Source organism: Clostridium puniceum, assembly GCF_002006345.1.
In the GTDB taxonomy this organism is placed as follows: Bacteria; Bacillota; Clostridia; order Clostridiales; family Clostridiaceae; genus Clostridium; species Clostridium puniceum.
The window spans coordinates 17,049-40,691 of record NZ_LZZM01000197.1 but is presented as its reverse complement, the minus strand read 5'-3'; the positions used below and the strand labels follow the sequence as shown (position 1 = coordinate 40,691).

18 protein-coding genes and 2 pseudogenes are annotated in these 23,643 nt (G+C 27.9%); 17 read left to right on the top strand and 3 right to left on the bottom strand.

Annotated features, from left to right (window positions below; translation table 11 throughout):
- Positions 1–328: 328 nt before the first annotated feature.
- The 13 genes from CLPUN_RS19110 (at position 329) to CLPUN_RS19050 (ending at position 16,643) form a co-directional block, all read left to right on the top strand.
- A complete protein-coding gene (locus tag CLPUN_RS19110) occupies positions 329–760 on the top strand; it encodes a MarR family winged helix-turn-helix transcriptional regulator (RefSeq protein WP_077848833.1) in 432 nt (143 codons plus the stop codon).
- Between the two features lie 411 nt (positions 761–1,171).
- A complete protein-coding gene (locus CLPUN_RS19105) occupies positions 1,172–4,135 on the top strand; it encodes a right-handed parallel beta-helix repeat-containing protein (RefSeq protein WP_077848832.1) in 2,964 nt (987 codons plus the stop codon).
- A gap of 58 nt (positions 4,136–4,193) precedes the next feature.
- A complete protein-coding gene (locus CLPUN_RS19100) occupies positions 4,194–4,874 on the top strand; it encodes a Crp/Fnr family transcriptional regulator (protein WP_077848831.1) in 681 nt (226 codons plus the stop codon).
- Between the two features lie 107 nt (positions 4,875–4,981).
- Positions 4,982–5,674, top strand: a complete 693-nt coding sequence (locus CLPUN_RS19095; RefSeq protein WP_077848830.1) for a Crp/Fnr family transcriptional regulator — start codon at positions 4,982–4,984, stop codon at positions 5,672–5,674.
- Between the two features lie 80 nt (positions 5,675–5,754).
- Positions 5,755–6,534 (top strand): formate/nitrite transporter family protein, encoded by a 780-nt coding sequence (locus CLPUN_RS19090; protein WP_077848829.1) that lies wholly within the window; start codon positions 5,755–5,757, stop codon positions 6,532–6,534.
- Complete coding sequence (gene asrA, locus CLPUN_RS19085) at positions 6,534–7,544, top strand: anaerobic sulfite reductase subunit AsrA (protein WP_077848828.1); 1,011 nt, start codon at positions 6,534–6,536, stop codon at positions 7,542–7,544. The genes CLPUN_RS19090 and asrA overlap by 1 nt, the downstream gene beginning before the upstream one ends.
- A complete protein-coding gene (asrB, locus tag CLPUN_RS19080; protein ID WP_077848827.1) occupies positions 7,537–8,331 on the top strand; it encodes an anaerobic sulfite reductase subunit AsrB in 795 nt (264 codons plus the stop codon). Before asrA ends, asrB begins: the two co-directional genes overlap by 8 nt.
- A gap of 12 nt (positions 8,332–8,343) precedes the next feature.
- Positions 8,344–9,309: a sulfite reductase subunit C gene (asrC, locus tag CLPUN_RS19075; protein ID WP_077848826.1), complete on the top strand. Its 966-nt coding sequence runs from the start codon at positions 8,344–8,346 to the stop codon at positions 9,307–9,309.
- A 434-nt stretch (positions 9,310–9,743) separates the two neighbouring features.
- Positions 9,744–10,382: a hypothetical protein gene (locus CLPUN_RS19070; RefSeq protein ID WP_077848825.1), complete on the top strand. Its 639-nt coding sequence runs from the start codon at positions 9,744–9,746 to the stop codon at positions 10,380–10,382.
- Between the two features lie 30 nt (positions 10,383–10,412).
- Positions 10,413–10,961 carry a hemerythrin domain-containing protein gene (locus CLPUN_RS19065; protein WP_077848824.1) on the top strand — a complete coding sequence of 183 codons (549 nt, stop codon included), beginning with the start codon at positions 10,413–10,415 and terminating at the stop codon, positions 10,959–10,961.
- Between the two features lie 338 nt (positions 10,962–11,299).
- Positions 11,300–12,937, top strand: a complete 1,638-nt coding sequence (gene hcp, locus CLPUN_RS19060) for a hydroxylamine reductase (protein WP_077848823.1) — start codon at positions 11,300–11,302, stop codon at positions 12,935–12,937.
- A gap of 174 nt (positions 12,938–13,111) precedes the next feature.
- Positions 13,112–14,356 (top strand): Nramp family divalent metal transporter, encoded by a 1,245-nt coding sequence (locus CLPUN_RS19055; protein WP_077848822.1) that lies wholly within the window; start codon positions 13,112–13,114, stop codon positions 14,354–14,356.
- A gap of 448 nt (positions 14,357–14,804) precedes the next feature.
- Positions 14,805–16,643 carry an APC family permease gene (locus tag CLPUN_RS19050; RefSeq protein WP_077848821.1) on the top strand — a complete coding sequence of 613 codons (1,839 nt, stop codon included), beginning with the start codon at positions 14,805–14,807 and terminating at the stop codon, positions 16,641–16,643.
- A 168-nt stretch (positions 16,644–16,811) separates the two neighbouring features.
- Here CLPUN_RS19050 and CLPUN_RS19045 read toward each other — a convergent pair whose 3' ends face one another.
- From CLPUN_RS19045 to CLPUN_RS19035, 3 genes are all read right to left on the bottom strand, one after another.
- Positions 16,812–17,633: an ABC transporter permease gene (locus CLPUN_RS19045; protein WP_077848820.1), complete on the bottom strand. Its 822-nt coding sequence runs from the start codon at positions 17,631–17,633 to the stop codon at positions 16,812–16,814.
- Positions 17,627–18,331 carry an ABC transporter ATP-binding protein gene (locus CLPUN_RS19040; protein WP_242954191.1) on the bottom strand — a complete coding sequence of 235 codons (705 nt, stop codon included), beginning with the start codon at positions 18,329–18,331 and terminating at the stop codon, positions 17,627–17,629. The genes CLPUN_RS19045 and CLPUN_RS19040 overlap by 7 nt, the downstream gene beginning before the upstream one ends.
- A gap of 74 nt (positions 18,332–18,405) precedes the next feature.
- The gene (locus CLPUN_RS19035; protein WP_077848818.1) at positions 18,406–18,774 is read right to left on the bottom strand and encodes a GntR family transcriptional regulator; all 369 of its coding nucleotides are present in this window, start codon (positions 18,772–18,774) and stop codon (positions 18,406–18,408) included.
- 310 nt (positions 18,775–19,084) lie between these two features.
- Here CLPUN_RS19035 and CLPUN_RS19030 point away from each other — a divergent pair.
- The 4 genes and pseudogenes from CLPUN_RS19030 (at position 19,085) to nadC (ending at position 23,441) form a co-directional block, all read left to right on the top strand.
- Positions 19,085–20,131: pseudogene (locus CLPUN_RS19030) on the top strand (PocR ligand-binding domain-containing protein).
- A gap of 166 nt (positions 20,132–20,297) precedes the next feature.
- A pseudogene (gene nadA / locus CLPUN_RS19025) lies at positions 20,298–21,200 on the top strand (quinolinate synthase NadA); the annotation flags it as partial.
- Between the two features lie 119 nt (positions 21,201–21,319).
- Positions 21,320–22,627, top strand: coding sequence for an L-aspartate oxidase (locus tag CLPUN_RS19020; RefSeq protein WP_077848816.1), 1,308 nt, complete (start codon positions 21,320–21,322; stop codon positions 22,625–22,627).
- On the top strand, positions 22,605–23,441 hold the full coding sequence (nadC, locus tag CLPUN_RS19015; RefSeq protein ID WP_198944371.1) for a carboxylating nicotinate-nucleotide diphosphorylase: 837 nt from the start codon (positions 22,605–22,607) through the stop codon (positions 23,439–23,441). The genes CLPUN_RS19020 and nadC overlap by 23 nt, the downstream gene beginning before the upstream one ends.
- Positions 23,442–23,643 lie beyond the last annotated feature (202 nt).

Sequence of the window (23,643 nt, the reverse complement as noted above, 5' to 3'; positions counted from 1 at the left end):
AATACTTAACTATAAGACTCCTGAAGAGTTATTTGAAGCACACTTAGATAAAATTTATGCAGTTTAAGAAAATACAAGTGTTTAAGTCATAAATAGAAATTAGTTCAATTTGTTATTGCAATTTGCCGTTTTTAAAAGGATTTTAATATGGTAAAATATATGAACTAGTGAAAGCACTTACTTAGCGACTAATAGAAATAGAGCTTAATTAACCTAAAAAGGCTTGATTTAAGATTGACATATAAAAGTAAAAAAGTTAAACTTAATTGAATTTATTAAAATTGAATTTGTTGATACAGTAGATTAAATATAAATAGGAGAAAAAATTATGAATAAATATGATAGTATAAAATTAGATAATCAAGTTTGTTTTTCTTTATATGCAGCATCAAGAGAAATAATAAAATTGTATAAGCCTTTTCTTGATAAATTTAATCTTACATATACACAGTATGTTGCAATGCTTGTATTATGGGAAGATGAAAAGAGTACAGTTAAAGATATTGGTAAAAGACTGCATTTAGATTCAGGAACATTAACACCATTATTAAAGAAGATAGAAAGTATGGGATTAATAAAAAGATATAGGGATGTTAATGATGATAGAGTTGTTATTGTTGAGTTAACTGAAGAAGGAAGAAATTTAAAAGAAAAGGTATTAGATGTTCCGCGTGAAATGGCATGTAAAATAAACATACCTAGAGAGGAATTAATACAGTTAAAGATGAGATTAGACAGCTTGCTAAAAGCTATAGAATAATGTTATAGAAAATTATTATTATTTAAGGTAGAACATTACGTTTTACCTTTTTTATTTTTGAATAATATTTGCAAAATAAGTTTTTAGTTAATATTAATAAAAAATATTTATTAAATTACCACATGTAAAAATATATATGTGTTTACTATATAGTGGAACTAGAGACAAATTAAATATAAAAAAATATTTTAAATTAAATTGAATTATAGTATGATAGTATTATAAAAAATATGGCGTTTTATGAATTAATTTAATGGATTTTAAAATATAATCAGAAATAATTTGGAAAAGGCTATATTATTGTAATTGTTTAAATTTACGATAAGTTAAAAAGGGTAAAAATAAATGGAAACATTTGCTGTAATTAATTGTTGTTTATATGGGATTAAATTATGAGGGGAAGAAATATGATTGAATAAAAAAATAATTAGAATAGTCAGTTGGATTTTAATGCTTTTATTTATAAATCAAGGGTATGATGTTCAAACAGTTTATGGTGATACTAGTGATTGGAAGGTAATAGATACAAGTGTTTCAGGCACTTATTTAAATGATTATATTAATACCAAAATATCTAATGGAGATAGAAAATTTTATATAAAAGATGGTACATATAATTTGAGTGATTCAATAACTTTAAATGAATCTGGTATAATTATCTATGGAGAATCGAGTACAGGAACTAAAATTGTACAAACTAATCCGAATGCTAATAGTATTGTAATAACACAAAGTAACATTAATATTTCAAATTTCTACATAGATGGTAGTCAAGGGAGAGAAGTATTTCGTGCACAAAATGATCAGAATGATGTACATGATGTGAGTATAGAAAACTGTGTCATTGATAGATCTAAATTACATTCAGCAATAGTATTTTTAGGTGATAGTACATATAAGAGTATAAATAATAGTATTAGTGGAAATATTATTAATACAGATATAGCAGGAACATTAACAGAACCAGATGCAATCACATTTTATAATCAAAAAGATGGAATTATAATGAATAATAATATTGTAGGTGGCCGAATAAGTTTTAATTTGTGTAAAAATTCAAAAGTAAGTGATAACAATATCAAAGATTCAATAATAGGTGCAGGAATAAGGGCCACTGTACCAGCAAATAATATTGAAATATCCAATAATACTATTGAAAATACAAAAGCAGCAGGAATAGTAGTTGTTGAAGAAAACACTGGTGACGATGATAGCCTTAGATATGATGGAATAAAAATAGTGGGGAATAATGTAAAAGGTTCTCAATATTTTGGCATAGAAGTACGTAACTTGGAAAATGCTATAATATCAGATAATGTTATAAGTGAAATAGGATATGAAGGTATATATTTATTATATTCAGATAATACAATGATAAAAAATAATTCAATATCTAATTACGGACAAAGTGATGATAATGTAACTTGGCAAATAGGATTAAGTTCGGCAGTTTTTTTAGATTTTAGAGTAAAAAACTCGGATATAATGGATAACATAATATATAATGATAATATTGACCAATATGGAATTAGAATACAAGATGGAGCTGAAAATGAAAATAACACTATTTATAATAATAACATTAGTGGTAATTTTAAAGAGTTGATTCATGCGAAAGTTGGTGCTCTAGATTATACAAAGATTATTGAAACATCAGCTACGGAAGATAGTATAAAAATAAGTTGGGATGAAGTAGATGCTGCAATAGAATATGAAGTAGAAGTAGATGGAAAATCAGTGCCGATAGATGTTGGTACAGATGAAAACTATGAAAATACAGGATTAAACAGTAATTCAATTCATAAGTATAGAATTAGAATAAAAGGTGGACAATGGAGTGGAATAATAACAGAGAAAACTCTTTCTTCGCAGCCACCAGTAGTTTCAGTACCACAAAATATAAAAACATCAGCTACGGAAAATAGTATAAAAATAAGTTGGGATGAAGTAGATGCTGCAACAGAATATGAAGTAGAAGTAGATGGAGAATCAGTGCTAATAGATGTTGGAGCTGATGAAAGCTATGAAAATACAGGATTAAATAGTAATTCAATTCATAAGTATAGAATTAGAATAAAAGGCGGACAATGGAGTGGAATAATAACAGAGAAAACTCTTTCTTCGCAACCACCAGTAGTTTCAGTACTACAAAATATAAAAACATCAGCTACTGAAAATAGCATAAAAATAAGTTGGGATGAAGTAGATGCTGCAACAGAATATGAAGTAGAAGTAGATGAAAATTTAGTGCTAATAGATGTTGGAGCTGATGAAAGCTATGAAAATACAGGATTAAACAGTAATTCAACTCATAAGTATAGAATTAGAATAAAAGGCGGACAATGGAGTGGAATAATAACAGAGAAAACTCTTTCTTCGCAGCCACCAGTAGTTTCAGTACCACAAAATATAAAAACATCAGCTACTGAAAATAGTATAAAAATAAGTTGGGATGAAGTAGATGATGCAAAAGAATATGAAGTGGAAATAGATGGGGATTCACATTTGATAGATGTTGGCACAGACGAAAGTCATGATCATATAGGTTTGTTAAGCAACTCAACTCATAATTATAGAGTGAGAATAAAGGGAGGACAATGGAGTGACTTCATAACATCAGTTACTCTGTCGTCACAATCACCAATCGCTATAATTCCACAAAATATAAAAGCAGCAACTACTGGAAGCAGCATACAGATAAGTTGGGATGAAGTAGAGGCGACAACGGAATATGAAATTGAAGTAGATGGAACTATAGTATTAGTTGGTACAAAGGAAAGTTATAAACATATAGGATTGAAAAACAATTCAAAACACAAATACAGAGTGAGAATAAAAGATGGGCAATGGAGTACAGTTTTAATAGCAACAACTACAAAACGGTCACATGCGGAAGAGCCCAAAAGTATAAAAAAATCACGTTCTAAAAAACATAATAGTAGTATATCATATGAATATGATAAAATTGAAATGGAGTTTGGTAGTAAAATTCTATTAATTTATCAAAATAAATTAATACAAAATAATCAAGAAGATAAATTGAAGAGAATAATTTTATATACTTTTGAAGAGAAATACTATGTTAGAATAAAAGCATGGAAAAACAATGAAGTTAAAATTAGTAAAGAATATGAATTATACAAAACTCCAAAACAGATATTTACAATTGATGAAATTAAAAATATAGTAATTGATAGAAATGACCCAATTGAAACCATTTTAGTAAAAGATATGGATGGATATATAAAGTTTATGAATATTATAGGAGATTCTAGTTTATCAAAATATTCAATAGAGGATGGATATATTGTTTCTATTGATAACTTAGGGATGAAAGTTCAAAATAATCAAAAATGTACTAAAATTATAGACTAATTATAAGAAGTATATATAATAATAATTCATTTAATTACAAAGCTTTGGAGGATTTTATATGAAAGAAATAATTGATAAATTACATGGAAATGAGTTTTTTAACAACTTAAATAATGAAGAAATTGAAAAATTAATTTCCAATATTGGATATTCAGTGAAATCATATAAAAAGGGTGAAATTATTGCAAACGAAGAAGATGAATGTAATAGTTTAGGCTTTGTTTTAGATGGAACAATTGAAATTCAAAGAATATATCTTAGTGGAAAACAAATTACGTTAAAGAGATTAACTAATGGGGATGTATTTGGAGAAGCTTTAATTTTTTCAAAAAAATCTAAATATCCATCAACAGTTATATCATTTAGTGAAAGCAGTATACTTTATATAAATAAGTTAGACATATTAAAATTATGTACAATGGATGAAAAAGTATTAGGTAATTTTATGTCTGCCTTAAGTAATAAAATATTTATGTTAAATTCTAAAATAAAAAGTATAGCTTTTAAAAGTATTAAGCATAAGGTTATTAACTTTATATTGGAGCAAGCTAAAAATCAAAAAAGTGAAATAATAACCTTGAAGGAAAGTAAGGAAGAAATTGCTTCTTCCTTAGGGATTCCTAGACCGTCTTTGTCTAGAGAATTAATGAATCTTAGGGAGCTAAATTATATTGAATTTGATAGAAATACAATTAAAATTTTAAATATTGAAGAATTAGAAGAAGAATTATTTGATTAGAGTAAAAAAGTAATAGAATAACTGTATATGCAAGTAGGATGTTTTGTTATTTTTTTATCTATACATTAGTAATTTATGATTGATTAATGGTATTGATAGGAGTATTGATGAATAAAATTACTGTAAAACAATTAGAAGAATTAGATATTTTCAAAAACATATCAAATACTTCATTTGAAAATCTTGCTCATTTTAGTGAAGTTAAAAAATATAAGGCTGGAGGTCATCTTTTTAGAGATAAAGAAGAAGTTACAACGTTATATATTGTAGTAAGTGGCAGTGTGTCTTTATATAAATTAAATGAGAGTGGACATAAACGTGTAATATTTATTTTAGGAAAAGGAAAAATGATCAATGATGTAGTAATACAAGAGTTACCTTCTTCTATAAATTGTGAAATTTTTGAAGATGCAGAAATATTAAGTTATGACAAAAATATATTTTTAACTATTATGGAGCAAGACTTTCTTCTTTCTAAAAATATTATGTGTTCTTTAGCTATGAAGGTAAGGAGACTTTATAGACAATTAAAAAATGCAACAGGTACAATAAAAATGGAGAAAAGGCTTGCAGCAAAGCTTTGGAAATTAAGCAAGGACTATGGAACTGAAGCTGAAAATGGAGTAATTATCAATATGAATATAAGCGTTACATATCTTGCAGATTTACTAGGATCTAAAAGAGAAACAATATCTAGGTCTTTAAAAATACTTTTAAATGAAAAATTAATTGAATATGATAATAAAAAAATTAAAATAATTAATCAAGAAAAATTATCGCAATTTTTTAAAACACCGTGATTTTAATCACGGTGTTTTATTTTGTAATAAATTATAATTAAAGTATTCGATAACGTAAACATGAAAGGAGAAGTTATAATATGTTTTGTGAAGAATTTAACAGTGTGGTTATGGCAGCAAAAGCTAAGGTAAATTTATTAAAAACAAATAAGGTAGGATATTTCATAAGTTCAATGCTTGCAGGTCTTTATGTAGGAATGGGAATTATGCTTATATTCACAATTGGAGGACTATTAAATAGCAGTGGCTCGTCTGCTACAAAAATTGTAATGGGAGCATCCTTTGGGATAGCGCTTAGCTTAGTTGTTATGGCAGGATCAGAACTTTTTACAGGAAATAATTTTATAATGACAGCTGCTTCTTTAAGTAAAGAGGTAAAGTGGACAGATACTTTTAAAATTTGGATAGTGTGTTTTATAGGTAATTTACTTGGATCAATTATTGCAGGATATATGTTTTATTCAACAGGACTTTCAGCGGGGCCAGTTGGTGAATTCATTGCAAAAACTTCAGCAGCTAAGATGAGTATTCCGTTTTGGCCATTATTAATGCGTGGAATATTTTGTAATATACTAGTGTGTTTAGCTATCTGGTGTAGTTTTAAATTAAAAAGTGAATCCGGAAAGCTTATTATGGTATTTTGGTGTTTATTTGCATTTATAACATCGGGTTTTGAGCATAGTGTTGCTAATATGACTCTTTTAACAATTGGATTATTTAATCCAGGGGCAGCAAGCGTAAGTATAATAGGATATGTATATAACATAGGTGTAGTAACAATTGGAAATATTATCGGTGGAGCTATATTTTTAGCATTACCTTATTATATAATTTCAAAAAAGAGTAAAGGAGTAAGCTAATGGGATATAAATTGAATAGAAGAGATATTAATAATATATTCGAAGATTTATCAAAAGAATATGTCATATATGCACCTAAATTATTTGAAGGTGAAGGTACTTACTCAGATACTAACAGAATACGTTATGGAGAAGTAAAAACAATAGATGATATAGTTTTTGATAAAAAAGCTGAATATTCACATAAAGAAGTATTGCTTCCAATCTCTCAGACGCTTTTCTTCTTTACGGAAGATTCAATAAAGGAAGCAGATACGCCTAAAAAGGGTGCAATTATATTTTTAAGAAGTTGTGATTTACATGGAGTAAAGCGAATAGATGATATTTATTTAAAAAATGGACAAGAAGATTATTATTATCAAAGATTAAGAGAAAATACTAAATTCATTTTAATGGGATGTGAAAATTCTTTTGAAAATTGTTTTTGCGTAAGTATGGGTACAAATAAAAACGATGAATATGATGCATATATAAAAGTAACAGGAAATGATGTATATATAGATGCTAAAAATGAAGAAATCAATGAATTATTTAATACTTGTGAAAAGAGTGAAATTGAACCGGATTTTGTGACAAATAATAATGTTAAAGTTTCAATACCAGAAAATCTTTCATTAGATGTTATGAAATCTGAAATGTGGAAGGATTATAGTAGCCGTTGTATTGCTTGTGGAAGATGTAATTTTGTTTGTCCTACGTGTACTTGTTTTACAATGCAAGATATTTTCTATACTGATAATGGTAAAGCAGGAGAAAGACGCAGGGTTTGGGCAGCGTGTCATATAGATGGTTTTACTAATATGGCAGGAGGACACAGTTTTAGATTAGATAAAGGACAACGTATGCGTTTTAAAGTGTTACATAAGGTATATGATTATAAAAAGAAATGGGGATATCATATGTGTGTTGGATGTGGAAGATGTGATGATATTTGTCCAGAGTATATATCTTTTTCTAATTGCATAAATAAATTAAAAGATGGTATGAAAGAGGTGTCTACAAATGAGTAAAAATGAATATATTCCTTTTTTATCAGAAATTAAGGAAGTAATTAAACATACTGAAATTGAATACACTTTTCGTATGGAATTTAAAGGAGAAGTAAAGCCAGGACAGTTTTTTGAAGTATCATTACCTAAGTTTGGAGAAGCTCCTATTTCAGTAAGTGGTATTGGAGAGGGCACTGTTGATTTAACAATAAGAAGAGTTGGTACAGTTACTAATGAAATATTTAATAATTATGTTGGAGATAAATTATTTTTAAGAGGTCCTTATGGAAATGGATTTGAAATTGAGAATTATAAAGATAAAGAAGTAATCGTAGTTGCTGGAGGGACTGGACTTTCACCAGTTAAGGGGATTGTTGATTATTTTTCCAATAATTCAAGTGAAGCTAAGACCTTTACATTAATTGCTGGTTTTAAATCACCAAATGATGTTTTATTTAAAGATGATATCAAAATGTGGAAAAATAATATGAATCTTATTTTGACTGTAGATAATGCAGAAGAAGGATATGAAGGTAACGTTGGAATGGTTACAAAATATATTCCAGAACTATCAATTAAAGATATTAATAATGTAGCAGTTGTAGTAGTAGGACCTCCTATTATGATGAAATTTACAGTAGCAGAATTCTTAAAACTTGGAATAGATGAAAATAATGTTTGGATTTCACAAGAAAGAAAAATGTGCTGTGGTATTGGAAAATGTGGACACTGCAAAATAGATGATACTTATATTTGTTTAGATGGACCTGTTTTCAATTATTCAAAAGGAAAATTCTTAATAGATTAGGAGGAGTTAATTGTGGATTTAAATACAAAGAAAATCAAAAAAAATGCTTTTAGGGTAACTAAGGTAAGAGGATTAACTGCTTCTAGAATAAGAGTTCCAGGAGGACATATGGATGCAGAGCTACTCGGAAAGATACAAGAAATTGCTCAAAAATATGGCAATGGTACTATTCATATAACAACACGTCAAGGATTTGAAGTACCTGGCATAAGATTTGAAGAGATGGATAAAGTTAATGAATTATTGCAGCCAATCATTGAAAAGTTAGAAATTAATCAAGAAATACCAGGAAAGGGATATACAGCAGCTGGAACAAGAAATGTAGCGGCATGTGTTGGGAATAATGTTTGCCCTTTTGCCAATTACAATACAACAAACTTTGCTAAAAAAATAGAAAAAGCTATTTTTCCAAATGATTTACACTTTAAGGTAGCACTTACTGGGTGCCCAAATGATTGCATAAAAGCAAGAACTCATGACTTCGGAATAATTGGTATGACAGAACCACAATATGATTCAGATAGATGCGTAAGCTGTGGAGCTTGTGTAAGAGCTTGTAAGAAAAAATCTGTAGATGCACTTAAAGTAGTTAACTATAAAGTTGTAAGAAATCCAGAGAAATGTATAGGTTGTGGAGAATGTGTAATTAATTGTCCTACAGGAGCATGGACAAGAAGTAAAGAAAAATATTATAAATTAGTTCTTATGGGTAGATCAGGAAAGAAAAATCCACGTCTGGCTGAAGATTTCTTAATTTGGACAGATGAACAAAGCATAATTAAAATAATTTTAAATACCTATAAATTTGTTGAAGAATATATAGATAAAGATGCACCTGGTGGAAAAGAGCATATAGGATATATTATTGATAGAGTTGGCTTTGAGGAATATAAAAAATGGGCACTAGAAGGTATACAATTCCCTGAAAAAACAATTGTAAAAGAACGTATTTATTGGAGTGGAGTACATTTTTGTTAATGGGTAAATTTAGAGTGCTAATATAAATCGTGTTAATTAAATTTCAAGAGTATTAGAGTAAGTAAAATTGCTAGAGATAAGAAAAGATTATATTGAACTATTGAAAATATAAATTATATAATTAATTTAGTATCTATAAAAATAACATAAGTGTAATATAAAAAAGAAATGAGAAGTAAAGAAATAATTTTAAATATTTCTACTTCTCATTTTTTATGTAACATTGGTTACATAAAAAAAATAATAATTGTAGTATGATTTGATTAAAGAAAGCAAAATACTAATAGTGGATGTTAAAATGTTATGCGCCGTCAAAAAAACGTCAAAAACAAATAAATAAAATTATAGTATTTTGTATGTGTATAAATAATATTAAAATAGAAAAATGTCTTAACTGTAATATATTAAGCCATTTTATAAGAGGAGGAAAAATAATGAGTTTATTTTTAGGAAAGATACATTATTGGTTATTTAATAAAATAGTATGGTTTGAAGGTTTAGAAAAAGAGGTTATTGAGTTTGCAAAAAATGAAAATATTAATATAGATGCTATAAGTGAGGAAATAACTAAAAAATATGGAGAAAGGCTTCCCAATAAACCTTTAGAAGATATGATTGATACAGGTAATATTCACGGATGGTTACAAGAAAAAATAAATTCAGCAGAAGGAAGAATGGCTGCTTGGACTTTTAAAATTCTTGAAAATGATAAAGCAAAATTAAGCAAATTAGAAGATATTTATATGAAGCAAGGTATTAAAGCAGGTAATGAGGTAAAAGATAACTCAGAGCAAGTTGACAATGCTGTAGATATATTTAACAAAATAAATGATTATATATTAGATGGAATGCCTTGTGATAGAGTGAATGAAGTTATTATGTCAGAAGAAAATATTGTTAAATGGAGTAGATCAGTTTGTGTTCACAAGAATGCATGGGAAAAAGAAAATGTACCTGTTGAGTTATTTTATAATTTAAGAAGTTTATGGATTAAGTCATTTGTAAATACTATAAATAGTGAATTTAAATATGTAGAAGGTGAAAATAATACATTTATAATAGAAAAGTTTTAATGTGACTTAACTAAGAAAGGAGCAGTTAAAATGGACGCTATAGAATTAATGATGGAAGAACACAAATACATTTTGCGTATGCTTAAAGTAGTTAGAAAAGCATGTTTTAAAGTTTTAGAAGGTGCTGATATAAATTATGAAGAGTTTTATTTAATAATTGATTTTATAAAAAATTATGCAGATGGACATCATCATAATAAAGAAGAAATAATGCTTTTTAATAGAATGGTAGAAAATTTAGGAGCATTAGGAGAAAAAACTATAAAGTATGGAATGCTAGTAGAGCATGACATGGGAAGATTATATGTAAAAAATCTTATTGAAGCTCTTGAAAAAGTGAAAAATGGTGATGAAGAAGCAAAATTAGATGTAATTGCAAATGCTATTTCATACACAGAGCTTTTACAAAGGCATATAGATAAGGAAGATAAAGTTATATATACATTTGCTAAAAGAGAATTGAAGGATGAAGTATTCCAAGTAATTGATAAAGAATGTATTGAATATGAGAAAAATAATACTCATGTTAAAGATGAAAATCTTCTAATTTTAGAAAAATTAGAAGAAAAGTATAAATAGAGAATGGGTTAACCATTCTCTATTTTACTTTATATGCACATCTAAAAAGATTGTAAAGCACAATAAGGAACTTAATAAGCACAACCAAGAACTTTATATTTACATTTAAACTATATTCAGCGCTAGAACTTATTTATAAAACTAATTAAATTTAATAATCACAATTCATAAAGAAGAAATCAATTAGAATTTTTTTATTTTTAAAATATTACGTAACATATGATACATACTATTAAACCATTTCAAGATAAAATAAATATACAAGGTTGGTAATTAAAACCTTGGTAAATTTGAAAATAAATTTTAATAAATATATAAAAAGTGGAGGAGATTTTAATATGGATAATAAAATGTTTTGTTTTCAATGTCAAGAAGCAGCAGGATGTACAGGCTGTACTGTAAAAGGTGTGTGTGGTAAGACTCCAGATCTTGCAAAAATGCAAGATTTATTAATATATACAACTAGAGGTTTATCAGAAGTAGCAACAAGTGCTAGAGCAGAAGGAATAGAAGTTTCACAAGCTATAAATACTATGGTAACAATGAACCTTTTCACTACTATAACTAATGCTAATTTTGATAAAGAAGTATTCTACGGTAGAGTAAAAGATACTTTAGCAATAAAAGAAGAATTATTAGCAAAATTAAGCAATAAAGAATCTTTAAGTTCAGCTGCTTTATGGAATACTGAAAGTAGAGACGAAATGGAAGCTAAAGCAGAAACAGTTGGAGTATTAGCAACTGAAAATGAAGATATCAGAAGTTTAAGAGAACTTATTACTTATGGATTAAAAGGATTATCTGCATATATGAAACATGCAAATGCTTTAGGATATGAAGATGAAAATATATGCGCCTTCATGCAAAAAGCATTATCATTAACTGCAGATAATAATGTATCAATAGATGAATATATCGGATTAACTTTAGAAACAGGAAAATTTGGTGTTGATGGAATGGCTTTATTAGACAAAGCTAATACAGAAAGTTACGGAAATCCAGAAGTAACAAAAGTTAATATTGGTGTTAAAGGAAATCCAGGAATATTAATTTCAGGACATGACTTAAAAGATTTAGAACAATTATTAATTCAAACAGAAGGAACAGGAGTAGATGTTTATACTCACTCTGAAATGTTGCCTGCTCATTATTATCCACAATTAAAGAAATATTCACATTTAGTAGGTAACTATGGAAATGCATGGTGGAAGCAACCAGAAGAATTTGAAAGCTTCAATGGACCAATACTTATGACTACTAACTGTATAGTTCCTCCAAGAGATAGTTATAAAAACAGATTATATACAACTGGTTCATCAGGATATGAAGGTTGTACTCATATTACAGTTGATGAAAATGGAAAGAAAGATTTCTCTGCAATTATTGAACAAGCTAAGAAATGTCCAGCACCAGTACAAATTGAAGAAGGAGAAATCGTTGGTGGATTTGCTCACAATCAAGTATTAGCATTAGCTGATAAGGTGGTTGATGCAGTAAAAACAGGAGCAATAAAGAAATTCTTTGTCATGGCAGGATGTGATGGTAGACAAAAAGCTAGATCATACTACACAGACTTTGCTAAGGCACTTCCAAAGGATACTGTTATATTAACAGCAGGTTGTGCAAAATATAAATATAACAAGTTAGAATTAGGAGATATAGGTGGAATTCCTAGAGTTTTAGATGCAGGACAATGTAATGATTCTTACTCATTAGCAGTAATTGCATTAAAACTTAAAGAAGTGTTTGAGCTTGAAGATATAAATGAATTACCAATAGCATTTAATATTGCATGGTATGAACAAAAAGCAGTAATAGTTCTTTTATCTCTATTACACTTAGGAGTAAAGAATATTCATTTAGGACCAACACTTCCAGCTTTCCTTTCACCAAATGTGGCTAATGTTTTAGTAGAAAACTTTGGTATCGGTGGAATTACAAATGTAGAAGATGACATTCAAATGTTTTTAAATTAATACTAACATAAAAAACAAAACATCAAGAATTTATAGAGCTTATAAATTCTTGATGTTTTTTGTAATTAATAAAAATTTTTATTATTCAAACTTTATTAATAGTGAAAAAGTGATATAATTAGTGTTAAGTAAGAATGATTACCAATTAATAAAGAAAGGATTTAAATATACGTTATGAAGAAGAATAATTTTATTTCTAAATGGAAAAAGTTCACTGGAAATGAATTTTTAAAATATGTTGGACCAGGGATTTTGGTTACTGTAGGATTTATTGATCCAGGTAACTGGGCATCAAATATTGCAGCTGGATCTAGTTATGGTTATAAATTACTTTGGATTGTTACTTTATCAACAATAATGCTTATATTGCTGCAGCATAATGCAGCACATTTAGGTATAGTTACTGGGCTTTGTATTTCAGAAGCAATAAATAAACATATGAAAGCATCTGTTGGAAAAGTAATAACTGGAACGGCAGTACTTGCAGCTATAGGTACGGCTATGGCAGAAATTTTGGGAGCTGCTATAGCATTGAAAATGTTATTTCATATACCTATAAAAATAGGTGCCTCAATATCATCAATATTAATAATATTTATGTTATTTTCAAATTCATATAGAAGAATAGAAAAAGTTATTATAGGATTTGTATCAATAATAGGGCTATCATTTATATTTGAAACAGCACTTGTGAATGTTAATTGGAGTGAGGCAGCTAAAAATTTAGTAATTCCTAATATTCCTGATGGTTCACTGCCGATAATAATGAGTGTTTTAGGTGCAGTTGTTATGCCACATAATTTATTTTTACATTCTGAAGTAATTCAAAGTAGAAAATGGAATTTAAAAGATAAAACAATAATTGAAAAGCAATTAAAATATGAATTTATGGATACTATGCTATCAATGATAATAGGTTTTGTTATAAATAGTGCAATGATATTAGTTGCAGTAACATTTTTTGATAATGGCATTAATGTAACAGAAGTTGAACAAGCTCAAATAATGTTAAAACCTTTATTAGGAAGTAGTTCTTCATTAGTATTTGCAATAGCTTTGTTGTTTGCAGGGATAGCGTCATGTATTACAGCAGGAATGGCAGGAGGATCTATATTTGCAGGATTATTTGGTGAAGAATATGATATAAACAATAAACATAGTAAAATAGGTGTTTTAATCACTATTTTATTAGCATTATTAATAATATTTTTTATTGATAATCCATTTAATGGGTTAATATATTCACAAATGTTATTAAGTGTACAACTTCCTGTAACTATTTTTAGTCAATTATATTTAACATCATCAGAAAAAGTTATGGGACAATACAAAAATACACTAACAGAAAATATTATATTGTGGATTATCGGTGGCATTGTTGCAGCATTGAATATTATGCTATTAATAAGCATTTTTTAAAGTATATAAGTTCTAATTAAGAAAGTTCATAATTTAGTTGGTTGTCTTATCCAATCACTCTAATATAGAAATTAAATCTTAATGAACAAAATTTTTTAGAACATATATATATAAATTTAATATAAAAATAAAACCTTTATGCATAACTTAAAAAATATGTATAAAGGTTTTTTTATTAAAATAAAAAACTACAGCGTAATGATATTCCAATTTTAGTGTCAATATTTATAAAACACCTTAAGTAAAAATGTCGAAAAATAAATTTATATGAAAAACTTGTGAAAACGATTAATAGGAAATAAATATATTTACATTAGATATTAATGCATATATAATCTGTATTATTGTAATGACATACAATAATAGGTAATTATAAACCTTTTAGATAGTTGTTATATAGTGATTTAAGAATATGTAATTAATTATAAAATAATATGGGGGAATAAACATGTTTAAAAAAATTCAATCGCTATTAATTGGAAGAGCACTTAAGACAACTGAATTAGCAGGTGAAAAATTCAATGTTCTTTGGGGATTACCAATATTATCTAGTGATGCTATTTCATCAGTTGCTTATGCTAGTGAAGAAATACTTTTGGTACTTGTACCAGTACTTGGAATGTATGCATACGGATCAATGATTGAAATAGCAATTTCAATTTCAGCACTACTATTTGTACTTGTATTTTCATATAAACAAATAATAGATTCTTATCCTCATGGAGGAGGATCATATATTGTTGCCAGTGATAATATAGGCAAAATACCAGGCCTAGTAGCAGCAGCTTCTTTAATGATAGATTATATTTTAACTGTTGCAGTTAGTACTTGTGCAGGCGCAGCGGCAATTACATCAGCATTTCCAGTTCTTTTACCACATAAAGCATTAATAGCTATTTTTGTAATAGGAATAATAACGCTAGGAAACTTAAGAGGTATTAAGGATTCAGCAAAATTATTTGGAGTACCAACATATTTATTTATATTATCTATAATAATAATGATAGTAACAGGAATTTTTAAAGTTTTAGTTTTAAAAGTGACACCAGTAGAATTATATCCACTAAAAGAATCTACACAAGATTTAACTACATTGTTATTTTTAAAAGCTTTTTCTTCAGGATGTACAGCATTAACAGGCATTGAAGCAGTAAGTGATGGGATTCCAAATTTCAAAAATCCAGCTCAAAAAAATGCTAAGACAGTATTAATTCTATTAGCAGGCATTGTTTTTGTTATATTTGGAGGCTTATCATATTTATCAACAATGTATAAAGCAGTACCAGGGAATGACCTTACAGTAATAGCACAAATAGCAATTCAAGTTTTTGGACAAAATAGTTTAATGTTTTTTGCAATTCAAGCTACAACTGCTATCATTCTTACTCTTGCAGCTAATACTGCATTTTCAGATTTACCATTATTGTTATCAATATTAGCAAGAGATGGATATGTACCAAGACAACTTAGCATTAGAGGGACAAGATTAAGTTTTTCAAATGGAATAGTATTATTATTTTTATCATCATCATTATTGGTATATATTGTTAACGGGAGCACACATATGCTATTGTCATTGTATGCAGTAGGTGTTTTCATATCATTTACATTGTCTCAATTTGGAATGTTCAAGAAGTGGACAAAAAGTAAAGAAGGAAAATGGAAGCATAAAGCTTTTATAAATGGTTTAGGAGCAACAATTACAGCTATAACATGTGTTATAATAGGCGTAAATAAATTTGAACATGGCGCATGGATTGTAGTTATATGTATACCAATACTTGTAGTAGCAATGCTAAGGATTAAAAGACATTATAATAAAGTAAAAGAAAATTTAAAAATTGATTCAGGAGTAGAAGGTTTAATCATTAGGGAAGCTATAACGAAATATGTTATTGTGCCAGTACAAACAATAAATAAATCTTTCATAAAAAGTTTAAATTATGCGTTGACAGTTGGAGAAAATATAGAAGTTTACCATGTAAGTACAGATGAAGAACAAACTAAGAAATTAATAGAAAGATATGCAACCCTTGGAATAGCAGCACATCTTGTAATAGAAAATGCACCATATAGAAATATTAATGAAAAATTAGTTGCTTATGTAGCTGAAAAACATAAACAATTGCAAACGCATGAAGTAATAACAATAGTAATGCCCCAATTCATTATATATAAATGGTGGCATCAAGTTCTTCATAATCAAACCTCTATATTTTTAAGAAGAGCTATATTAAAAATGAGAAATGTAATAATTATAACTGTACCCTACATAATTAATGAATAGATTATAAAAAGTAGTAATGATACATGAAATTATTTCAATGTATTATTACTACTTTTTTGTATTATCATAACTATAAGAAATTACATGTTTATAAATGTTTAGGCATTAGTAATTTGATTTTATAATCTTCTTCAAATAATTTTTTTGAAATCTAATAATTGTACTCAATTATTCTAAATTCAATTTATTTTTTAGTATATAATTAGTTATTATAAAGTAAGCTAAGAAGAATAATAGGTTAAATATAATAATACCTATTATAAATCCATGAGCAACTGAAAGTGCAGCAGCATTATCTAAATGTATATTTTGTAGATGATCAAGTCTATTACCTACTATTGAAAAAGCCAATGTTATAGCAGTTGAAATTGCTCCAGTAATGAAATTTAATCCTATAAATGCACCAAAAGCTGAAAGAATTCTATGTTTGCTAAATAGGTGCCCAATTGCTATTGAAGCATAAATCATAGTAAGAGATCTTAAAAGGGCCACTAAAATCAAAACAATTACTTCAAAAATGAGTATATAAAGTTGTATGCCTATTTCGGAATAACCTTTTGAAAGTACATCAGACATTTCTGTGAAAAAATTATTAAAGGAAATAGGCTCAAATGCCATTATAAGTATTGAAAGAATTGCAACAAAAGCACTTACAATATTCCAAAAACTTGCAATTGAAAGTTTACTTGTAAGATTTGTCATAGTGCTTACTGGTAGGGTATTCATTAGGTATCCTTCATCTCCAAGTAAATTTTTATAAAATCTTTGTATTATTACAAAGAAGGTAACGATGAAAACGGCAGCCATTGTACAACCATATCCAAAGATACTAAGAATAAATGGTATTGAACCAAAACCTTCAAGCTTATCAGCAAGGCCAGTTCCAATAAAAATTTTATTAATAATAGCAAAAGCCAATAATGCAATATAAAGTGGAATAAGGATTCTAGCTGTTGCTTTAATTTCATATTTCATTAATTTTACTAACATCTGAATACCTCCCTAAATAGAGTATCAACACTCTTTCCTTCATCTTCTCTAATTTCATCCACAGTCTTAGTTAAGCATATTTTACCATAGGATATAAATACTACATCATCTAATATTCTTTCAATATCTGAGATAAGATGAGTAGATATAATAATAGTAGCATTTTCATTATAGTTAGTTATTATGGTATTTAGAATATAATCTCTAGCGGCAGGGTCAACACCTGCTATTGGTTCATCTAGTAAATAAAGATCTGCTTCTCTACTCATTACTAAAATAAGTTGAACCTTTTCTTTAGTTCCCTTAGACATAGTTTTTAGTTTATCATCAGGATTAATATTTAGCTTTTTAAGCATAATATAAGCTTTTTCAGGATTAAAATTATCATAAAAATCTTTAAAGAAATTAATAATGTCTGAAACTTTCATCCAGTCATTTAGATAAGTTCTCTCAGGTAAATATGAAACAATTTTTTTTGTTTCAATCCCAGGCTTAAGACCATTTATTAATATTTCTCCACTTGATGGAGTTAAAAGTCCATTTGCAAGCTTTATAAGTGTACTTTTACCACTACCATTAGGTCCAAGCAAACCAACAATTCTGCCACGATTAATTGCTAAGTTAATACTTTTTAAGGCTTCAGAATTAGCATAAGTTTTAACTAGGTTTTTACATTCTAAAATAGGGCTGTTATCCAAGTTGCTATTTGTAAAGCTAGATTTAGAATTAATTTTACTATCATCGTAAAGCATGTTATTTTCATCATTATTCATTATTTCATCTCCTTTGATACAATTTCTATAAGTTCTATTGTTTCTTTTTTTGTATAGCCGATTTTTTCCATATTGTAAAGAAACTTTTCAATTTGTTCTTTTGCAAGTTCATTTCTAATATCTTTAATCATATTACTATCCTCCGTAATAAATCTACCACTTGTTCTTTGACTATAAACTAAACCTGTTCTCTCTAATTCAGTAAGTGCTTTTTGCATCGTGTTTGGATTAACAGATGCATCACTTGCCATCTCCCTAACAGATGGTAACTTTTCACCAACTTTATATAAACCTGAAACTATTCGAAGTTGTATTTGTTCCATTAGTTGTAAATAAATTGGTCTTTCATCATTAAAATTCCATGACATAGTCTCACTCCTTCACAAAAGTATGCCTTTGTATTATTGTACTAAGTTGTTAATACAATAATACAATTGTGGCTAGTATTTGTCAATAGAATAAATTAAAATAATTTGTTTCAAAAAACAAGAAAAAATTAAATAAACATTACAAAATAATCTAAAATCATTCAAGCAAGTAAAAATAAAGTCGACAATTAAAAAAATAAATTAAATGTGAATAAAAAATATAGAAAATAATTTCGAAATTATGTTTGCAAAGATGATTATATGTAATAAAATTTATATAAATATTTAGAGAAAAGAAGGGGAGATTGTTATGATAAAAATGTTAGATGAAAATCAATTAGATATGAATTCTTTAGAGATAAAGGACATAATAGATATTAAGTTATTGCAAAAATTTCAAGATGATTTTGCTTTTGCAATGAATTGTGCGAGTGTAACTGTAGACAAAGATGGAAATCCAATAACAAATTCTAGTAGTTATACAAGGTTCTGCGAAGGTTTTGTTCATTCAACCAAAAAAGGTGATGATAGATGTGCTGCGTCTCATAAAAGAATGGGAGAAGAAGCCGTAAAAACAGGAAAACCATTTGTAGGAGCATGTTATGCTGGACTTGTAGATTTTGCTGCACCTATTATTGTAGAAGGAAAATTGCTAGGGACTGTTTTAGGTGGACAAATGTTAACTGATAAACCTAAGGAAAAGGATTTTATACAAATTGCAAAAGAGATAGATGTAAATCCACAAGACTTTGTAGATGCAGCCAATGAAGTTAACATAGTGGATTTTAAACATATAGAAAAAGCTGCTAATGTATTATTTATTGTTGTAAATTCATTGGCTAAAAATGGATATAACCGAATTGAATTAGATTTATTGTCTAAAAGATTATCTAACAATTTTATGAAAGTATAGCAACGGTAGAAGAACTTTCTGCATCAGCAGCAGAAATTTCATCTCAACAGGAAGAGCTAAATAGTGAGATAACCCAAGTAGGTGTGGTTACAGATCAAATAAATACAATACTTGATGCAATAAAAAGTATTGCATCTCAAACAAAAATGTTAGGTCTTAATGCGTCTATTGAAGCAGCGCGTGCAGGAGAAGTTGGTAAGGGGTTTTCAGTTGTAGCAAAGGAAATAAAAAAATTTAGCTGAAAGTTCTAGAGAAACAGCAAAAACAATTTCAGACTTAACAACTAAAATACAAGAATCAGTTCGGGGAACTATAAAAAATTCTAAAATAACTCTTGAAACAACCCAAGAACAATCTAGAGCAATGGAGGAAGTTAGTGCAAATATTCAAGATTCAGTATATATCGCAGATCAATTAAGCAATATGATGGAAAAATCAAAATAATAATAAAGAAAAAGTTACGCTCAAAGTTTAATTTAAGCGTAACTTTTTTTATTTATAATTATTTTAGTTAATATTATTAATTCTGTTGAACATAAAAAAGTGTGGTGATATAATATGTCTATTGGTGTATATACATCTGTAAAAATAAAAGAGGAGAGGTGTAAATATGAGGGGAGATTTAGTTCAAGAAATATTAAGATTAAAAAAAGAAAAAAATGCAATTATCCTTGCTCATTATTATCAACCAGGATTAGTGCAGGAACTTGCAGATTTTGTAGGAGATTCCTATTATTTAAGTGAAATAGCTAGAGAGTGCAAAGAAGAAATTATAATGTTTTGTGGGGTTAGATTTATGGCTGAAAGTGCAAAGATTTTATCACCACATAAAACAGTTTTAATGCCATGTCCTAGTGCGGGCTGCTCTATGGCAGATATGGCAAGTGGAAAAGCAGTATTAGAATTAAAGGAAAAATATCCAGAAGCATATGTAGTTTGTTATATAAACTCAACATATAGTGTAAAAGCTCACTGTGATGTAGCTGTAACATCTTCAAGTGCCTTAAAAATATTAAAAAATGTACCGAATAAACAAATTATGTTTTTGCCAGATAGAAATTTAGGGGGATATATTTCTGAATTTTTTCCGGAGAAAGAATTTATATTATGGGATGGATTTTGTAGATGCCATAATAAAATAAGCAGAGAAGATATATTAAAAGTAAAAGAAAAGCATAAAGATGCGAAAGTGTTAGTTCATCCAGAATGTACGAAGGAAATAAGAGATATATCAGATTATATAGGAAGCACAAGTGGAATAATAGATTATGCAACTGAAGATTCTGGAAATGAATTTATAATAGGAACAGAAGAAGGAATTTTACATGAATTAAAAAAGAAAAATGCCAATAAGAGCTTTTTTATACCTGGAGATAGAATATGTTGTCAAGATATGAAGAAGACAACCCTTGAAAATTTATATGATGCCCTATTAAATTTAAGGAATGAAATAGTCCTAGATGAAGAAACTAGAAAAAAAGCTTTAAGATCTTTAGAAAATATGCACAAGTTAGCAAATATAAGAACTACACACAAGTTAGCAAATATAAGAACTACACACAAGTTAGCAAATATAAGAGCTACATATAAGTTAGGATCTATAATAGCTGAAAATGAACTAGGTAATTAGCTATGAATAAATTTGTTGATGTATTAATAATAGGTTCAGGGGTATCAGGGCTTTATTGTGCATTAAATTTAAGAAAAGATTTAAATATATTAGTCGTATGCAAGGATAAAATAAGCTGTAGTAATACTTATTTAGCACAAGGCGGAATATCTGTTGCAAGAGGTACTTCGGATATTCCATTATATATAGAAGATACATTAAAAGCCGGAAAGTATAAAAATGATTTAGAAGCAGTTAAAGTTTTAATTTCTGAATCTATTGAGAATATAAATACCTTAATAGAAATGGGATTAAAATTTGATAGAGAAGAAGATGAAACTTTAAATTTTACTAAGGAAGGAGCACATTCTATAAATCGAATAGTGCATACAAAGGACAATACAGGGGAAAGTACTGGTAATATTCTTATTGAAAAAGTAAAACAAAGAGAGAATATAGATGTCTATGAAGATACGTATTTTGTGGACATAATAGAAAAAGATAGTGAGTGTATTGGGGCAATATTATTGAAAGAAGATGAACAAATAAATGTTTATGCAAAAGCAGTAGTGCTAGCTACAGGTGGAATAGGGGGATTATTTAACAATTCAACAAATCAAAGAATATTAACAGGTGATGGGATAGCAGTTGCCATAAAGCATAATATAACTTTAAAGGATATGAATTATATTCAAATTCATCCAACAGCATTTTATGAAGAAGGAAATAATAAAAGAAGATTTTTAATATCTGAATCTTTAAGAGGTGAAGGTGGAATTCTTACAAATATAAGGGGAGAAAGATTTATAAATGAACTTTTACCTAGAGATGTTGTCTCAGAAGCTGTATATGAACAAATAAAGGAAACTGAAACTCCATATGTAAATTTAGATATAAGATTTTTGGGGAGAGACTATATAATAAGTAGATTTTCAACTATTTATGAAGAGTGTTTAAAAAGAGGAACGGATATAACAAAGGAATATATTAAAGTGTCTCCAGCACAACATTTTTTTATGGGGGGAATAAAGGTTGACTTAAATTCAAAAACATCTATGGAAAACTTATATGCAGTTGGAGAAGCAAGTTGTACTGGAATACATGGAGCTAATAGACTTGCAAGTAATTCTTTACTTGAGGGACTTGTGTTTTCGAGAAGAACTGCAAATTTAATTAACAGCATTGTTGATAATTTGGAAATTAAAGTTTCCTCTGTTGATAAACTAAATAAATATATAGAAGATATAGTAGTAGAAAACAAGAAATTAGCTATGAATGTTATCAAAGAAATGGGGGGGAAATTGGATGATGAACTACTTAGTTATAGATAAGATAATAAAAAATGCACTTATTGAGGATGTTACAAATGAAGATATAACAACAAACTCTATTATAGGTAAAGAAAGTATTTCTACAGTAGAATTGTTATGCAAAGAAGAGGGGATAGCTGCAGGACTTGAAGTTTTTAAAAGGGTATTTAATATACTAGGAGATGTAGAAGTCAAATTATGCAAAAACGATGGAGATAAGGTATATCCAAAAGATAAGGTTGGCTTTTTAAAAGGGAGTACTAGAAATTTATTAGTTGGGGAAAGAGTATCATTAAATTTACTTCAAAGAATGAGTGGAATAGCTACTTTAACCAATAAATATGTACAAGAAATAAATCATACAAATGCAAAATTATTAGATACCAGAAAAACAACACCAAACCTTAGAATATTAGAAAAATATTCAGTAAAAGTTGGTGGAGGACATAATCATCGGTTTAATTTATCTGATGGGGTTATGCTTAAGGATAATCATATAAGTGCAGCAGGTGGAATAAAAAATGCTGTAGAGCTTGCGAGAAGCAATTCTTCATTTGTTAGAAAAATAGAAGTGGAAGCTGAGAATTTAGAAATGGTAAAAGAAGCTTTAGAAGCTAGGGCGGATATAATAATGCTAGATAATATGAATTTAGATTTAGCAAAAGAGGCAGTAGTGTTAATAAATAAAAGAGCATTAACAGAATTTTCAGGTAATGCGGAATTAGGTAATATAAAAAAAATTGCAGAACTTGGTGTAGATTATATATCTGTTGGTGCGTTGACTCACTCCGCAAAAATATTAGACTTTAGTATGAAGAATTTGATTCTGATTTAGAAGAATGAAAAAATAGCTAATAAAATAGTAAACAAATATGTTGATGCTATAGGTTAATTAGTTTGAAACTTAGAAAAATTAAAATAATTTTTGGTTTGTTACAAATGAAACGGAAATAATAAGTACATTTTTGTATAATAACATCATAAAGTAAATCATTTGATATAAATAATAGAAAAAGTGATCAGTTTTATATAAATAA

What these genes read in the sequence shown, in the direction of transcription:
- CLPUN_RS19065 (WP_077848824.1), top strand. Translation starts at nt 10,413, where the DNA reads ATGGACGCTATAGAATTAATGATGGAAGAACACAAATACATTTTGCGT.
- asrB (WP_077848827.1), top strand. Translation starts at nt 7,537, where the DNA reads ATGAGTAAAAATGAATATATTCCTTTTTTATCAGAAATTAAGGAAGTA.
- CLPUN_RS19100 (WP_077848831.1), top strand. Translation starts at nt 4,194, where the DNA reads ATGAAAGAAATAATTGATAAATTACATGGAAATGAGTTTTTTAACAAC.
- nadC (WP_198944371.1), top strand. Translation starts at nt 22,605, where the DNA reads ATGAACTACTTAGTTATAGATAAGATAATAAAAAATGCACTTATTGAG.
- CLPUN_RS19095 (WP_077848830.1), top strand. Translation starts at nt 4,982, where the DNA reads ATGAATAAAATTACTGTAAAACAATTAGAAGAATTAGATATTTTCAAA.
- asrA (WP_077848828.1), top strand. Translation starts at nt 6,534, where the DNA reads ATGGGATATAAATTGAATAGAAGAGATATTAATAATATATTCGAAGAT.
- CLPUN_RS19035 (WP_077848818.1), bottom strand. Translation starts at nt 18,774, where the DNA reads ATGTCATGGAATTTTAATGATGAAAGACCAATTTATTTACAACTAATG.
- CLPUN_RS19045 (WP_077848820.1), bottom strand. Translation starts at nt 17,633, where the DNA reads ATGTTAGTAAAATTAATGAAATATGAAATTAAAGCAACAGCTAGAATC.
- CLPUN_RS19110 (WP_077848833.1), top strand. Translation starts at nt 329, where the DNA reads ATGAATAAATATGATAGTATAAAATTAGATAATCAAGTTTGTTTTTCT.
- CLPUN_RS19020 (WP_077848816.1), top strand. Translation starts at nt 21,320, where the DNA reads ATGAATAAATTTGTTGATGTATTAATAATAGGTTCAGGGGTATCAGGG.
- CLPUN_RS19070 (WP_077848825.1), top strand. Translation starts at nt 9,744, where the DNA reads ATGAGTTTATTTTTAGGAAAGATACATTATTGGTTATTTAATAAAATA.
- CLPUN_RS19050 (WP_077848821.1), top strand. Translation starts at nt 14,805, where the DNA reads ATGTTTAAAAAAATTCAATCGCTATTAATTGGAAGAGCACTTAAGACA.
- CLPUN_RS19055 (WP_077848822.1), top strand. Translation starts at nt 13,112, where the DNA reads ATGAAGAAGAATAATTTTATTTCTAAATGGAAAAAGTTCACTGGAAAT.
- hcp (WP_077848823.1), top strand. Translation starts at nt 11,300, where the DNA reads ATGGATAATAAAATGTTTTGTTTTCAATGTCAAGAAGCAGCAGGATGT.
- CLPUN_RS19090 (WP_077848829.1), top strand. Translation starts at nt 5,755, where the DNA reads ATGTTTTGTGAAGAATTTAACAGTGTGGTTATGGCAGCAAAAGCTAAG.